Genomic DNA, 15,798 nt, shown 5'->3' with positions numbered 1-15,798 from the left:
GCTGCAAAGGGGAGCCTCTTGCTATATGCGGCGGAAACTCATCTATGCATGTACGCCAGTGAGCGGTGTCTTCTTCGGAGCGAGTGCGGGATGCGCTGCAAGATATTGCTTCAGCGGCTCGCTGTACGGCATATTCAATTCGCCATAATTCGTTCCCGTCCTAAAGGCGTGATAGTCGTCTCCACCCTGCAGCAGATAGGAATTCGACGCTACAATCACCAGATCATCGTCGGCGATCGGTTTACCATCGATGGTGAGGTCCACGATGGCAACCGCGGAATCGTCATTATCGGCATCGAAGTCGGTGTCTGCCGGATGTCCGGCTCCTTCGGCCTCATTCGAGTCACGCTCGACAAAGCGATAACCCACGTTCGAAGAGATGCCGATCCACCGACGTTTCAATTGATCATCCTTGAACCGGAACTGCTCGGCCAATACGTCCTTGACGTCCTTACCGGTGAGTGTTTCATGCGCTGCCTTGAATTGCAAAGCCATCAGGGAATCCACTTCCTTGACGCTTACCTTTCCGTCTCCATTCAAGTCAAGCTGACCGGTGCGCAAACTGCCATCATTCGAGAAGCCAATGACAGGAAGCCGCTGCCCCGCATATATCTTGCGCTGAATCATGGCTCGATTGGCATCCGCCACTAGCTGTCCAACCGAATCCTCATGGCCATGTTCTATACGCTTATCGAAGTTCGTGCCGTTGGCCAATGTACCGATGATCGTACTGCCCACCTGATCGGCATGCGCCTGCGCCACCGTATACACATGCTGGGCATGATCGACCATGCCATCACCGGTGGAGCCTGCGGACATCCATGCTGATTGCGTCGTATGCGCGTCAAGTCCTTCCACGCGGATCACTCCGGGAACTTTTGGTGATGCCGGCTCTGTGCCATTGCCAAGATCTACATTTTCGACGGTTACTTTGGCGCGGCGTCCATAACCGCTAATGACCAGATCCTGCACTGCCATTGCGCGTCCGAAACTGCCTGCCTCATAGATGGGGGCGCCCCCATCTGTTGTGCCGTATTTCAGCGCATGCGTATGCCCTGTGTATGCTACGTCCACATCCTTGCCGAGGCCCTGTGCAGCCGTGGCATCGGCGTGAATCAATGCGACTACCGCATCCACTTTGCCGGATTGTTTGAGATTATGCGCCACCTGATTGACCGCGTCCACTGCGCGCTTGTCCAAATCAGCATCCTTGGTGATTTGCGGAGTAGCCACTGAGCCCAGCGCATCAGTCAACGCACCCACGAATCCGATGCGCTTGCCGTTGACTTCGCGAATCGTATAATCCTTGACTCGGCTCAATTTGCCGCCAGACGCCTTGTTCTCGGCGGAAATGTTGGCGCACAGCCAATCGATGCCATTGGCAGGCGAGGCAATACGATTATTGAAATCAGCCACCGAGCGGTCAAACTCGTGATTGCCGACTGCGGAAATCGTCAACCCCCACGACTTGGCCATATCCAGCGTCGGCTGATCCTTGGCGACCGCAGACTCGTAAGGCGAGCCACCTACTAAATCGCCGGTGGAAACCGGCACCATATTGCCTGGGTTGTGACTGTCCGCCAGAGTGAACGCGGCCGCATTATCCGCTCCGCGTTCAATATGCCCATGGAAATCGGTGATATCCGCAATGGTCACCGTCCTGGTACCAGTAGCGGCATCATTGCCGGAAAAAGGAACAGTGCCAGACGCTCCGGCCACAGCATTAGGAATAACAAGAATTGTAAGTACAGTCGCGATGACTACCGCTATGGCGACCTTAGGCCGCCTGCCGGACCACATATGCCGGCGATTCATGCCCTTGCTCACAGTTTTACGCTATGGCGACTAGTTAAACGGCTTTTCGCGCCTATTCGACGCCGAAGTTAACTCTTAGCGACTTCTTTGTCGTCTCGCGCCCTCATATGAACCCTTGAATCCTCACTATGTATGCGTCTGAACGAAGGACCCGCATACATAGTGTCTGTTTGGACCTCTAAGTCCTCACTATGTATGCGGCATCATGGTTCTCGCGCATACATAGTGAGGAAGCGCACACTCAATATTGTTCGGTAGAGAGGTGTTTTCCCTGCATACTGCCTGTTACACTTCCCTAGCGTGAATACACCGACCCAGAACACCGATCACATCCGTACCGTAGCCGATCTGTTCGTGGAATGCCTCGTCAACGAAGGCGTGGAAACCATGTACGGCATCCCCGGCGAGGAGAACATCCCGCTGATGGAGGCCATTGAACGAGACGGCCGCATCCGCTTCATTCTAACCCGCCATGAGCAGGGTGCCGGCTTTATGGCCGCCACGCAAGGCCATCTGACCGGCAAACCGGGCGTCTGCCTGGCCACGCTTGGCCCGGGCGCGCTGAACCTCACGCTTCCGGTGGCACAGGCGAATGCCAGCACCACACCGCTGGTTGCCATCTGCGCACAGGGCAACGTAAGCCGTCTGTATAAGGAATCGCATCAGATCATTGATCTGGTGTCCGTGTTCCGCCCGCTTACGCAGTGGACCTCGATGATTGTGGAACCGGCTTCCGTGCCGGAAATGGTGCGCAAGGCCTTCTCCATCTCCCAGCGCAATCGCCCGGGCGCCACATGCTTGATTCTGCCGGAGGACGTGGCGGAAATGCCGGCTCCCGCGGATGCTCATCCGCTGCCGCTGCCGAATCCGATGAGCTTCGCCCCTACAGGCGACACGATTGCTCGCGCTGTGAGCATTATCCGCGGCGCCAAGCATCCGATTATTCTGGCCGGCAACGGTGTGGCCCGTGGCCATGCCGAAAATCGACTGCTGGCTTTGGCCGAACAGCTCAATGTGCCGGTGGCCACCACGTTCGAAGGCAAGGGTGTGATCTCCGATCGCATTCCGCTGGCACTTGGCGTGGTGGGATTCATGCGCCATGATTATGAGAACTTCGCGTTTGACGAAGCGGATTTGATTATTGCCGTCGGCTTCTCCATCCAGCAGTTCGACCCGAAGAAGATCAACCCGAATGACGACAAGACCATCATTCATATCAACACGTTCATTGAAGATACGGATGCGCACTACTCCACGGCCCTCAACATTATGGGTAACATTGACGCCACATTGCAGGCGCTGATTGCCCAGCTGCAGGCGGAACATGTGACGTTCGGCGTCTCGCATCCGAAGATTCACGAGCTGTTGGAAACCGAATACGCCTCGTATGCGGGTGACGATTCGTTCCCGATGAAGCCGCAGCGCATTGTGGCCGATACCCGTCGTGCGATGGAGACAGATACGGATATCGCCCTCGTGGATACGGGCGCGTTGAAGATGTGGATGGCCCGCCTCTACCCCACGTATTATTCCAACACCTGCGTAATCGACAATTCGCTTTCGACGATGGCCTGGACGCTGCCGGGCGCTGTGGCGGCCTCGCTGGAGAATCCTGGACGCCCGGTGCTGGCTGTTATGGGCGATGGTTCGTTCATGATGAACGTGCAGGAGATCGAAACCGCTGTACGCGTGGGCGCTCGCATGGTAATCCTGGTGTGGGTTGATGAGGCGTATGGCCTGATCAAATGGAAGATGGACATTCATGATGGAAGCCACGAATACGTGGACTTCAATAATCCGGACGTGGTGGAGTTGGGCATGAGCTTCGGCGCCAAGGGCCATCTCATCGAGTCCGCCGATCAGCTCTACCCCACGCTGCGCTCGGCATTGCGTTCCGGCTCCGGAATCGACATCATCGCCTGCCCGGTCGACTACTCCGAAAACATGAAACTCATCGAAAAGCTCGGCGAAGTGGACTTCAGTGGCTGATTGACCGATGGGTAACTGTGGGTAACTGCAAGACAGTTCTTGCAATTACCAAAGCGCCTCGGTTCCATACGGAATCGAGGCGCTTTTGTTTATGCGTTGTCAGCTGGATTATTCAGCGGGCTGTTCGCCGGTATCACCGGAATCGGTGACTGATGCGGAGGCATCGGCAAGTTCCGGTTCGTTGATATCAGCAGTCTCACCTTCGGCTGTCTCAGTGCCATCGGAGTCATCAGTCTTGGCCGGCTCCTCGAACTTTTCACCCTTGAAGGTGAATTCGCCAAGGATGCCTTCACCTTCGGCGTCCACCACCACGCGCTGGCCGTCTTCGAGGTCGCCCATCAGAATCTTCTCGGAGATGGCGTCCTCGACATCGCGCTGGATCACACGACGCAACGGACGTGCACCGAGCAGCGGGTCGAAGCCCTTCTGCGCGAGCAGGTCCTTGGCGGCATCGGTGAGCTCAAGCGACATGTGACGATCGAACAGACGATCATTGAGCTGCTTGACGTCCAAATCGACGATCTGGCGCACCTGCGGCTCAGTGAGCTGCTTGAAGACAATGATGTCGTCCAAACGGTTCAGGAACTCCGGACGGAACTGCTGCTTGAGTTCGGAGCTCACCTGATCCTTCATGCGCTGGTAGCTGGACTCGTTGTTTGCGCCCAGATTGAAGCCGGTGTTGGCGGCCTTCGCGATGTCGCGCGTACCGAGGTTGGTGGTCAAGATGATGATGGTGTTCTTGAAATCCACCTTACGGCCTTGACCATCGGTCAGGTGGCCGTCATCCAGCACCTGCAGCAACGTGTTGAAGATATCCGGGTGTGCCTTCTCAATCTCGTCGAACAGCACCACGGAGAACGGCTTGCGACGCACCTTTTCGGTGAGTTCGCCGCCCTCCTCGTAGCCCACGTATCCCGGAGGTGCACCAAACAGACGAGAAGCCGCGTACTTCTCGGAGAACTCGGACATATCCACACGAATCAGCGCGTCCTCATCGTCGAACAGGAATTCGGCGAGCGCCTTGGCCAGCTCGGTCTTACCCACACCGGTCGGGCCGGCGAAGATGAACGAACCGGACGGACGCTTCGGATCCTTCAAGCCCACACGAGTACGACGGATCGAGCGGGAAAGCGCGGAAACCGCTTCATCCTGACCGATGATGCGCTTGTGCAGCTCGGCTTCCATGTTGAGCAGCTTCTTGGATTCGGCTTGGGTCAGCTTGAACACCGGAATACCAGTGGTGGAGCTGATGACCTCGGCGATCACGTCCTCATCCACAACCATCTTGACATCGGATTCGCCTTCACGCCAGGAATCCTCCTTGGCCTTACGGTCAGCCTCGAGCTTCTCCTGGCTGTCACGCAGCTTGGCTGCGTTCTCGAAGTCTTGGGCCTTGATGGCCTCGTCCTTCTTGGCGGCCACCTTGGCGATCTTCTCGTCCAGCTCCTTGAGCTCAGGCGGCGCGGTCAGGCGCTTGATGCGCAGGCGTGCACCGGCCTCATCGATCAGGTCGATAGCCTTATCCGGCAGGTTACGATCCTGGATGTAGCGGCTGGAGAGTTCGGCTGCGGACTGCAGGGCACCATCGGTGATGGTCACGTGGTGATGGTTCTCGTAACGGGAACGCAGGCCCTTCAGAATTTCGATGGTCTCGGCGATGGTGGGCTCGTGCACCTGAATCGGCTGGAAACGACGTTCCAGAGCCGCATCCTTTTCGATGTACTTGCGGTACTCGTCGGTAGTGGTGGCGCCAATGGTCTGGAGCTCACCACGAGCGAGCATCGGCTTCAGCATATCGGACGCACCCAGAGCGCCATCCGCGGAGCCCGCGCCCACGATGGTGTGAATCTCGTCGATGAACAATACGATGTCACCGCGGGTCTTGATTTCCTTCAGCACCTTCTTCAGACGCTCTTCGAAATCACCACGGTAGCGGGAGCCAGCCACCATAGAGCCCAGATCCAGCGAATAGACCTGCTTGCCCTTCAGAGTTTCCGGCACATCGCCAGCGTTGATCTTCTGAGCCAAGCCTTCGACCACTGCGGTCTTACCCACGCCAGGCTCGCCGATCAGCACCGGGTTGTTCTTGGTTCGACGAGAGAGCACCACCATAACGCGCTCGATCTCGTTGGTGCGGCCAATCACCGGATCCAACTTGCCTTCAGCGGCTTCCTGCGTGAGGTTGCGACCGAACTGGTCGAGAATCGCAGAACCAGACTTGTTCTGCTTATCGGCCACGCCACCGGCGTTCGCCAAATCACCTTTGCCGTCACTGGAGGTACCGGAGTTGCCACGAATCATATCGATGGTAGCACTGCGGAGTTCACCCAGATCAACGCCCATCTTGATGAGCACCTGGGTGCCTACGCCCTCGCCCTCACGAATCAGACCAAGCAGAATATGCTCGGTACCGATGTAGCTGTGGCCCAGCTGCAGGGCCTCACGAAGCGAGAACTCCAGCACCTGCTTGGCGTGCGGAGTAAAGGGGATGTGCCCATTCGGAGCAGCGTTGCCCTTGCCGATCATCTCTTCAACCTGCTTGCGGGTGGCATCAAGTTCCACGCCCTTCGAGGCCAGCGCCTTGGCGGCCACGCCCTCGCCCTCACGAATCAGGCCGAGCAGCAGGTGTTCGGTGCCGATGTAGTTGTGCTGAAGAGACCTTGCCTCTTCCTGCGCCAACACAATCACGCGCCGTGCACGGTCGGTAAACCGTTCGAACATGCTTGTCCTTCCTCAATAGACATTCCGTTTTACTCTACCGATTTGCGGTGACGTTTATTCACCTGATTCCATGAATTGCGCCGTAAGCGGGAAAGAAAACGATATGCTGGACGTATATTCATCATTCACGCTGATACCAAAGGAGGTTGTGATGACTGAATTGAACACCAAGGCCGACATCGTGGTTGGCGTTGACGGCTCTGATGAATCATTCGCCGCATTGAAGTGGGCTTTGGAGGAGGCCTCGCTGACCGGGCAAAGTGTAAACGCCGTATTCGGTTGGACGCACTCCTGGGATATGGGTGCCGAACCGGACAGCGATGAGGCATGGGCCAAGGTACGTCATGATATCGCCAACGAGTTGCGCGAATGGGTGGAACGCGCCACCAAAGGCATCGATTTCGATCCGGCCAACCTGAAGCTCACTTCCGTCAAGGCCTCCGGCACCACTGCCCTGCTGCAAATCGGTCATGATGCGCAGCAGATTGTGGTCGGCCGTCGTTCTCTGGGCCGCGTGGCGCGCTGGTTCCTGGGATCATTGTCCGCTTCTCTTGCCGAAGAAGCTGAGGTACCGGTCACCGTGGTGCGTTTGATCGGCGGCGAAGAGGAAAACGTTACCGACGCCATTGCCAACGCGTTGACTCCCGGCGATCAGCCTGTGCACTATGAGCAGCCAGAGCCGGAAACCGAACCCGCGATTCGCCCGGTTGTGGTCGGTGTCGACGGTTCCGAAATCTCTCGGAGAGCCTTTGATTTCGCATTGGAAGAAGCCCGTATCCATCACCGTCCGTTCCATGTGATGTTCTGCTGGCAGCTGCGCGATCTTGGCGCAGTTCCCGGATATGAGAACGCCGTGCCATCGGTTGAAGTCGGGCAGCAGCGCGCAGAGGAAATACTGAACGGTTTGATGGCCAAGGTTTCCATTCCCGAAGACGTGCAAGTAACCGCGAATGCCTTCCACATCCGTGCTTCCAAGGGTCTGATCGCAGCTTCGCGTTATGCCTCGCATCTGGTGGTGGGCTCTCGAGGCTTGTCCGGGCTTGACGCCCACTTCCTCGGATCAGTGTCCCGTCAGATCGTCAATTTCGCCGAATGCACGGTGACCGTCGTGCACTGAAGCGGTAGGGCCTTTCAATAGTCAAGTACATAATCCGGGCAATGAGCTATCCACTTGGTAATCTCATTGCCCGGTTTTTACTATTGCCCCGAAAACTGCAGTGTTCACAGACGCATGAATTCCACGAGTTGTACCTGTCTTCACTCAGGCAACGCGAGTACAGGGAGGTGGCTCCCGAATCCATATGAATCAAACTGGACGGTGGAATTCCCCCCTTCGCAATTCCACCGTCCGATTCCTTATGGTAGTTTCATAGAGTTTTTAAGCGTAAGCACTGTCTGGAATCTCACAGTTTTCCTTATCCAAAATGTACCTTCTCATCATCTGTTAGCCTCTTCCCCCGATTCCTCCAGCGTCCATAATTCCGGCAACCACTCCACTCAGCCTGATTTCTGGACGCTGAGTATTCGTCAATGTCCATAATTACGGCTGATTCCCCTATGTATCGTAATTATGGACACTCCCCACACAGAAGCGTCCATAATTACGAACGAGCACGATATTTACCCGAATATCGGACGCAACATAGTAAGCAGCTTCCGTCTTTTCTCAGAGAAACAGTCCGCAACATATTTGATCACGGAAAAATGTGGATAACTCCGTAAGCTCGAACCACATAGGCCGGTTCAGCTTGTGCAATACGACCGAACCGTTTTAGCGTCGAATCATGAAAGAGCACAAAGGAGTGTCTGCACTACTGCAAACCGCCGAACGAGAGCAACGCTGCGCCATAGGAGAGAACGAAGCACTTTATCGAGCCCTGCAACGACGTGTCCGATCCGGAGAACTCATATCACCGTATCCTAACGTTTTCGCATCCGCATCGTACTGGACTTCGCTCACTGTTGAGGAGCAGTCATTGCATACCATCCGAGCATTATCGAAACTTCATCCAAAATGGGTCTTCGCTGGCCTAAGCGCTGCGTGCATCTACGGATATCATCACTCTTTTTCACTACACGACGGGACGATACACATTGCTTCCTCTAGAGGCTCCAATAAGAATGACCATGCTCATTTAAACCGAATATATGTTCACAATGGCATGAGAGTGTTTCTTTACCGCAATCTTCCGGTCACATCACCCGCCCAGACACTCATCGATTGCGCTCGTCTGCCTTTCGACAAGGCACTAGCCATTTATGATTCCGCGCTTAGATTCGGCCATGCCACTATTCTCGATGTAGAAACATTGATGGTCCAGATCAATTGCGACGAAATAGCAGTGAAGAAATTACTGCAATACGCCAATCCTTTACGAGAGAATGGCGGCGAATCGTGGGCATACGCCAACATATCCAAGCTAGGTTTTGCCGAGCCCCTATTCCAAGAGACATTTGATAATCCCGATAACCCGTCAATGCCGTATCGAGTCGATTTCTGTTGGAAACTCGCCGATGGACGAATCATCGTGGCTGAATACGATGGCGTCGCCAAATATATCGATACGAGTAATCCTAATAGAGCGAATGTAAAAATGAAGCTTGAATATGAACGACGGCGAGAACGTCACCTCAAAGAACGGGGAGTTACCACAATTGTTCATATGTTTTACGAGACGGTAGCCGACTCCCATACATTGGATGCCACGCTGATGGACGCCGGAGTACCAAAAATACGATGATTATTAATGATTGTCATCTCATCTATGAGACGGATCCCATCCGGTGGGGTGAACTAGGCACTTCCTTCGTCCATATTTCAGGGAAATAAGTCACTCACCCTGAATTTTGGACACTGAGTGCCTACCAGTGTCCAAAATTCAGGTAATACACCTGAAAACGCCAAATTCTGGACGCTGACAACGAATCAGCGTCCATATTTCCGGGGGAATACACTGTTTCCCGGAAATATGGACGCTGCAAAATCGGGGATGAGTCAAAGGACGCTTACGCCAGAGAGTTCAGAAGGTATCTTTCGATTCGGACTGAGCGTCATCGGCGCTTTCATCGATGATTCTGTCCGTCTCACCGTCGGATTCATCGTCGTTGCCTTTGGCGTCAATGTCAGTATTGGATTCCTCTTCAGCCTTGCTTTGACGCAACTGTTCGATCAAATCGATGACTGTTTCGAGTTCCGGGGCCACTTCTTCCGTGGTTTCAGGCATCTCATCATCAGCGTCGAGATCATCGTCATCGTCGAAATCAACAGACGTGTTGTTGATGATGTCTTCCTCAGTGGCCTCGTCATCATCGGAATCATCGTCATCGTCGCCATCATCGAAAACGGCATCGGCGTCATCAGACTCATCGTCCAGGACATCCGATTCAGCAACCAAACCTTCATCACCGTTCACGTCGGTTGCATCGACTGCATCAGCGCCGTTCGCACCAGTGGCGGCCGACACTTCGACGATATCTTCGGGCTCATTCGCGGAAGTACCGGAATCCGCACCAGTAGTAATAGCGCTGGATTCGACATCGGCATACGAACGCTCCGCACTTTCGTCGGAGGCAGTATCGCCCGTAGAGGTCACGGCATCATCTGACACGGACGGTGATGCCGTCCCGCCATCATCGTGAACTTCAGAAGACTCATCACCACGGTTTTCCGCGGTAGCGGTTTCGGAATGTTCTTCATCAGCGGTGCTCGCTTCAGATAAGGTTTCAGGCTCGGCCTCGTCAGTTTCCTCCGCCTTGCGAACTTTCGGACGTGCCACGACATCGATGTGCAAATCATCCAAGGCTGGCTTGGACTGCACCCACAGATGGCTCGGCTCCGGTGGCTCGATCTCGGAATGCTCGCCACAGCCGTGATCCAGAGAGACCACACGGCCGTCATCCGGACTCCACTTGTTGGCGCATACGCCGAACATACGATCCAGCTCACCGGTCAGCGGCACGAAGAACCCGCAATCAGAGCATAGGTTGCCTGCTGCGGTCTTGGTGCTCAACGCTTTGGGACCGCGCGGGCCCTCATACCAACGTTTGGCCGCCTGAGCACGCCCCAGGGGGCTCAACACATGGCGGCGGGTCAGGCGAAACGTCTCCGCGGCATCGTTGACGTCCGGCACCGAGGATTCCTCTACCTCACCAGTCTCCAAACGCTCATCATCGGGATCAGTGCCAATCGAATCGGTCGGCGAAAGATCCGTTGGCTCAAGACGGTCCTTCCAAGGAATCCACTTCGGCGGAAGCAACGCCTCCTCGGTGGGAATCAGCGAGGATTCATTCACGGTCCAGGAGTCCAGCTCCAAATCGTGATAGAGCGTCACCGACCATTGCCAGCCCTCATATCCGCGGATATTCGCCGCGAACCGGAAGTCGGTAACGTGATCTTCAAGCTCGTTGGCGGCAACGAACTGCCCCACTTGCTCGGGCTCGTCAGCCACTTCCAGCAGCACGGCATGCGCTATGGCGCGAGGATCCGGCGTCACAGTGGTTTCGGTGGAATCAGTCATGGATGCAATCAGTCCTGTACGTCAAACTGGTCCGCCACGGCACGCAGCAGAGTGGCCAGCTTCTTGCTTTCGGCGGAAGACGGATAACGGTGACGACGCAAAGTATTGCCAGCGGCGTCCAACATCTTGATGAGGTCTTCGCAAATCGCCGCCATATCATCCGGCTTCGGACGCGTGGCCTTCACCAGGCTCGGTGCTGAGGCAATCAGCTGGACTCCCATGGCCTGCGGTCCACGACGGCCATCAACCACGGAATACTCCACCTTGGCACCCTTGCGCAGCGTAGTGGCGCCTGCAGGTAGGGCCTGAGCCGGCAGGAACACATCCTTGCCTTCCTCATTGGTGATGAAACCATAACCCTTGGCTGCGTCAAACCAACGAACTCGACCGGTGGGCATTGCGAAACCTTCCTTAGTGCATAGGGAATAGTGAACTGAAGGAACAGTGTACCTCACAGGCCTTGACCTGCGCCACTTTGGAGGAGCCGCTTACGCTTTACGCTCACCGCCGAACCAAGAGGTCTTCGGCTTGGATTCCTTGGGCTTGGCGGTTGCCGGCTGCACCAGAGGCGTTGCGTTCATACGCTCCACAGGCAGAATCACCGTGAGAGTCAGTCCTCCGCCCTCGGTTCCGGTAGCGCAAATGAATCCATGATGCGCCTTGACTACCGATTGGGCGATGGCCATGCCCAATCCGGTGCCGCCTTTCTGCCTTGCTCGGGAGGGATCGGCGGTGTAGAACCGTTCGAAGATCTTCGAGCGGGATTCCGGTGGAACGCCTGGTCCATGGTCCGCAAAGCGCAGCACGGCATATCGATAACCGGTCTGCATGGATTGGCCGACTTCAGCCGCCTCGACAAAACGTCTCATAGAGGCTTCCGTGGTGGGCATTTGCGCAAGTTGCCGCGGATCTATGGCAGCAGGCATGACGCCGAGCGCCACCTGCGCCGGGGAATCGGCAGGGGTGTATCGGTGAATGTTACCGACGATGTTGGTCACCACCTGGCGCAAGCGAGACGCGTCTCCCGGCAAAGTGACGGCATCCCAATTGCCGCTTATCGTCTGCAGCGAGGCAGGATGGCTCAGATCCTGCGCGGGGACGAGTTCCAGACGGTCACGAGCAATGGCGCGATCCGGATCGAGTGCATGCAGATCATCCACGGCATCAGTAACCAGCGAGGAAAGGTTCACACTACCGGTGATGTCGATGCCGCGCCCCTCATCCAGACGCGCCAATGACAACAGATCCTCCACCAGCACGGTCATACGCTGGCTGGACCGTTCGATATGTTCGATGGATTCATCCGCACGCTCCAATGCACCAGGCATATCCCGCTGCATCTTGTACAGCTCCGCATAGCCATGAATGGCGGCGAGAGGCGTACGCAGCTCATGGCTGGCGTCGGAAACGAACCGCTTCATCTTCTCGGTCGTCTCCTCCTGCTCATGGAAGCTGACTTCTATTCGCGTCAGCATCGTATTGAGTGATGCGGCAAGCGAACCGACTTCCGTATTCTCCGGAGCGGATGGGATACGCTGGCTCAAATCTCCCGCGGCGATTTTCGCAGCGGTTTTCTCCATGCGCTTCAACGGCATCAGTGTGCGCTGGATAATCAGCGTGGATAGGGATCCGCCAAGCAGCACCACGGCGATGCCGACCACGATGCAGTATTGGGTCAGGGTTTTCAATGTGTCGATCTGATCGGACATGGACAGTCCGATATACACCACTCCGCGAACCACTTTGCCGCCATTGCTGGTCTTCGCTGTCCATTCCTTGGCAACGATGCGCCAAGGCGCACTGGCCGCCGACACCGCGGCGCGATTGGCATTCACTCTTGGTGAAGAGAGAATCTTGGTCACCGAGCCGGAGGAGCTGGAACCATTGGGGGCCGGGTCGGTTGCCGGTCCCCCGGATGAATCCGGACTGCTTGAGCCATCGCTGCCGTTGGTATTACCCGAATCATCGTTTCCATTGGAGGTTCCGTTGGAAGACGACCCGGAATCATTGGTTTGCACTTCCACGATCTGCCTCGCGACAGCCGGAGCCGTGAACACCTTGCCCAAGGTGATGCTATCGGTATTGCCGTAGGTGGGCAGCACTGGTACCGAAACGATGCCGTCCTGCAACTGCGGCAACAATGGGGTCACCACCAAGGGTTTGCCATCGGAATCGGTGGTCCCATCGGTGTATTGGATCTGCAGGAAATATGAATTCGGACCGGACAGACCGCTGGACGTATCCGATTTGGAAAGCAAATCGATGTTCTGGAACACCAGGTCGCTCTGCTGGGAAAGCTGGGTATCGGTTTTCTCCAGCATGTAATTGCCCACCAAGGTGCGCAATGAGAATGAAATGACGGTGATGCCCACCAGCAGCACGGCAATGGTCGCGGCCATAAGCTTGCCGCCCAGGGAGATGCGGTCGAAATGCTGGAAGAAGATGTTCTTCTTGCGTTCGTGATGCTCTTTGACACGCTGCGCCATAGGCGCGCCAGCGGCGTTTGGGAGCGCAGTGGTCTCTGGAGCCGGCTTTCCCGGCTGCTGCTGTGGTTCACTCATAGGCGTATTAATTTCAACGAATCAGTGCTTGGGCTCACGAATCATATAGCCGATGCCTCGCTTGGTTTCAATCAGCGGGGTCACCTTGTGCTTCTCACCGTTCTCGTCGGTGACTTCAAGGCCATCCACCTTCTTGCGCAGATAGGAGATGTACGACTCCACGATGGCGGCATCCCCGCCCCAGTCGTATTGCCAGACATGATCCAAGATCTGCGCCTTGGACAGCACACGCCCCTCGTTATCCATCAAGTAGCGAAGCAGCTTGTATTCGGTGGGGCTCAAATCGATAGGCTGACCGGCTCGGGTCACATCGTGGGAGTCCTCATTGATTTCAAGGTCGGCCACACGGATGATCGGATCATCCTCCACCTGCTCACGCGTACGACGCAGGATGGCGCGAATGCGTGCCACGACCTCCTCGAGGCTGAATGGCTTGGTCACGTAATCATCGCCGCCCACGGTCAGCCCCATGATCTTATCCTGGGTGTCATCACGAGCGGTGAGGAACAGGACCGGCGAGTCGATGCCCTCCTGCCTGATACGACGGGTCACGGTGAAACCGTCGATATCAGGCAGCATGACGTCAAGCACAATGAGATCGGGCTGGACCTTTTCAATCACCTCGATGGCCTCCGAACCGGATGCCGCGGTGTTCACCTCGAATCCGGCGAAATGCAGCGAGGCAACCAGCAGTTCACGGATGGACGGCTCGTCGTCAACAACAACAATCGATGCTTCAATAGGCTTACTCATGCTTCCTAGAGTGGCCTGTTCGTCTGAGCGTTTCCTGAATGTCCGCTTGAAGTTATTCGTTGTCTCGCTCTTCATCCAGCGATTCTATGTTCGATTCCGAACCTGATTCTTCATTTTCGTCGGCTGTCTCGGCCTTTTCTCCAGCTGCCTGCCGCGCCTTCCTTTGGGCTTTGCGCTGTGCGATCCTCGCCTTGCGAGCCTTCTTCTCATCCCTGGAGAGCGCTTGTCGATTGGCGCGACGAGGCTTCTTGCCCTTACTGCGAACTCGAATGATGAGCATCAATGCCACTACGATGAGCAACACCACTAGAACGACGATCATGACGATCACGCCAATGGTAACGGACGAGCTGGAGGTGGAGGTCTTCTTGGACTGGACGATCTGTTCCATCATGGAGGTTGCGGAACCGGGCCAATCCGGTGTGCTTTTCATCAGCGGTTCCTGCGCCGCTGCCGATAGTTTGTCTACTGTCTCCTGACTTTTGAGCCATTCATCGGAATTCGAGGAAACGGCCACCACCAGGTTGCCGTCGTTCGAAGCGACTGCCAGCAATACGGTGTTCGGCTTCGGATTTGTGGATTCCAGCACGGTGCTGGCCCACTTCTGCGGCGTCTGGTCGCTGTTGAAACTCGAGAGATACAGCAAGTGCACATGCACGCCGGTTTCCTGTTCGGTTTTGGCGATGGCATCCGTGACCTCTGCGGCATGGGAGCCCAGAAGATTCTCTGTATCGGTGATGTTATCGGTGATGGTGACGCCGCTGTTCGAACTGTTCGAATCATTGCCGCTGCCGTCGGAGTTATCCCCATAGGCATATGCGGTTATCCACACACAGCTGAGCACCAATGCGACAAGCATGGCAACGGCGCAAATCAGCCATTTCCTTGCCATGCTACGGGTATTTTCATCAGCATCAGCGCAAGCTGGAACCACATTGGTCGTTTGTATGGGTGCCCAATTCGAATTTGCCATAGGCTCCACCTTAGCGTTCGGTATTCGCAATGCCGAACGCGTTGCGAAAAAACGAAAACCATTCTTCCTATGAAAGGAGCTACCATGCCCCAGTATCAAGTGGATTCGGAACGAATCCAATCGTCCTCCGCCGCCGTGGCCCAATCCATCAGCCAGATTCGCCAGGCCGTGAGCGGCATGTACACCAATCTCAATGCCTTGCAGGAGGCATGGCGAGGCTCGGCGGCCAGCCAATTTACTTCGGTTGCGGCACAGTGGCGTGCGGCACAGCAGCAGATGGAAGCCTCGCTGGAATCCATTCAGCGTTCGTTGGCTTCGGCATCGACGGTCTATGCCGACGCGGAAGCCGCCGCTTCACGATTGTTTGTGCAGTAGTGGCGGTCTCTCTGTCTTATTGCGTTCTCTGACTCCTCTCAACAGGGGAACCAGAGAACGGGCCACCACTATGGTCAACACCGTTCGTCAGAAG

The 15,798-nt window shown here is 55.9% G+C and carries 10 protein-coding genes and 1 pseudogene; 4 read left to right on the top strand and 7 right to left on the bottom strand.

The genetic code is table 11. From position 1 onward, the window contains the following. Positions 1-42: 42 nt before the first annotated feature. Positions 43-1,815 (bottom strand): bifunctional metallophosphatase/5'-nucleotidase, encoded by a 1,773-nt coding sequence (locus tag CSQ86_RS03295; protein ID WP_100493637.1) that lies wholly within the window; start codon positions 1,813-1,815, stop codon positions 43-45. 300 nt (positions 1,816-2,115) lie between these two features. On the opposite strand from CSQ86_RS03295, the gene CSQ86_RS03290 reads away from it, so the two are divergent. Further along, on the top strand, positions 2,116-3,804 hold the full coding sequence (locus tag CSQ86_RS03290; protein WP_165773713.1) for an acetolactate synthase large subunit: 1,689 nt from the start codon (positions 2,116-2,118) through the stop codon (positions 3,802-3,804). Positions 3,805-3,912: 108 nt separating this feature from the next. On the opposite strand, the gene CSQ86_RS03285 is transcribed toward CSQ86_RS03290, so the two are convergent. After that, positions 3,913-6,525 carry an ATP-dependent Clp protease ATP-binding subunit gene (locus CSQ86_RS03285; protein WP_100493635.1) on the bottom strand — a complete coding sequence of 871 codons (2,613 nt, stop codon included), beginning with the start codon at positions 6,523-6,525 and terminating at the stop codon, positions 3,913-3,915. A gap of 151 nt (positions 6,526-6,676) precedes the next feature. Between CSQ86_RS03285 and CSQ86_RS03280 the strand changes: the two genes are divergently transcribed. Next, complete coding sequence (locus tag CSQ86_RS03280; RefSeq protein WP_100493634.1) at positions 6,677-7,642, top strand: universal stress protein; 966 nt, start codon at positions 6,677-6,679, stop codon at positions 7,640-7,642. Between the two features lie 667 nt (positions 7,643-8,309). Beyond that, a complete protein-coding gene (locus tag CSQ86_RS03275; RefSeq protein ID WP_100493633.1) occupies positions 8,310-9,266 on the top strand; it encodes a type IV toxin-antitoxin system AbiEi family antitoxin domain-containing protein in 957 nt (318 codons plus the stop codon). A gap of 537 nt (positions 9,267-9,803) precedes the next feature. Here the strand turns inward: CSQ86_RS03275 and CSQ86_RS09890 are convergent. The 5 genes and pseudogenes from CSQ86_RS09890 to CSQ86_RS03250 all read right to left on the bottom strand — a co-directional run. Continuing rightward, positions 9,804-11,042, bottom strand: a pseudogene (locus tag CSQ86_RS09890) (DUF3027 domain-containing protein); the annotation flags it as partial. Between the two features lie 8 nt (positions 11,043-11,050). After that, on the bottom strand, positions 11,051-11,440 hold the full coding sequence (locus CSQ86_RS03265; protein ID WP_100493631.1) for a cold-shock protein: 390 nt from the start codon (positions 11,438-11,440) through the stop codon (positions 11,051-11,053). 90 nt (positions 11,441-11,530) lie between these two features. Then, positions 11,531-13,603, bottom strand: a complete 2,073-nt coding sequence (locus tag CSQ86_RS03260; protein ID WP_423734794.1) for a HAMP domain-containing sensor histidine kinase — start codon at positions 13,601-13,603, stop codon at positions 11,531-11,533. Positions 13,604-13,624: 21 nt separating this feature from the next. Beyond that, on the bottom strand, positions 13,625-14,356 hold the full coding sequence (locus CSQ86_RS03255; RefSeq protein WP_100493629.1) for a response regulator transcription factor: 732 nt from the start codon (positions 14,354-14,356) through the stop codon (positions 13,625-13,627). 52 nt (positions 14,357-14,408) lie between these two features. After that, positions 14,409-15,188, bottom strand: coding sequence for a TPM domain-containing protein (locus CSQ86_RS03250; protein ID WP_338069972.1), 780 nt, complete (start codon positions 15,186-15,188; stop codon positions 14,409-14,411). Positions 15,189-15,413: 225 nt separating this feature from the next. Here CSQ86_RS03250 and CSQ86_RS03245 point away from each other — a divergent pair, with 225 nt between their 5' ends. Then, positions 15,414-15,704: a WXG100 family type VII secretion target gene (locus CSQ86_RS03245; RefSeq protein WP_100493627.1), complete on the top strand. Its 291-nt coding sequence runs from the start codon at positions 15,414-15,416 to the stop codon at positions 15,702-15,704. Positions 15,705-15,798: the final 94 nt, after the last annotated feature.

This window comes from Bifidobacterium felsineum, from assembly GCF_002802915.1.
GTDB lineage: Bacteria > Actinomycetota > Actinomycetes > Actinomycetales > Bifidobacteriaceae > Bifidobacterium > Bifidobacterium felsineum.
The sequence above is the reverse complement of the archived record's forward strand: the minus strand, read 5'-3'. Positions and strand labels throughout refer to the sequence as shown.

Bases quoted from the DNA above. Each gene is read 5' to 3' on its own strand.
- CSQ86_RS03295 (WP_100493637.1), bottom strand. From the start codon at position 1,815: ATGAATCGCCGGCATATGTGGTCCGGCAGGCGGCCTAAGGTCGCCATA.
- CSQ86_RS03285 (WP_100493635.1), bottom strand. From the start codon at position 6,525: ATGTTCGAACGGTTTACCGACCGTGCACGGCGCGTGATTGTGTTGGCG.
- CSQ86_RS03280 (WP_100493634.1), top strand. From the start codon at position 6,677: ATGACTGAATTGAACACCAAGGCCGACATCGTGGTTGGCGTTGACGGC.
- CSQ86_RS03275 (WP_100493633.1), top strand. From the start codon at position 8,310: ATGAAAGAGCACAAAGGAGTGTCTGCACTACTGCAAACCGCCGAACGA.
- CSQ86_RS03265 (WP_100493631.1), bottom strand. From the start codon at position 11,440: ATGCCCACCGGTCGAGTTCGTTGGTTTGACGCAGCCAAGGGTTATGGT.
- CSQ86_RS03260 (WP_423734794.1), bottom strand. From the start codon at position 13,603: ATGAGTGAACCACAGCAGCAGCCGGGAAAGCCGGCTCCAGAGACCACT.
- CSQ86_RS03255 (WP_100493629.1), bottom strand. From the start codon at position 14,356: ATGAGTAAGCCTATTGAAGCATCGATTGTTGTTGTTGACGACGAGCCG.
- CSQ86_RS03245 (WP_100493627.1), top strand. From the start codon at position 15,414: ATGCCCCAGTATCAAGTGGATTCGGAACGAATCCAATCGTCCTCCGCC.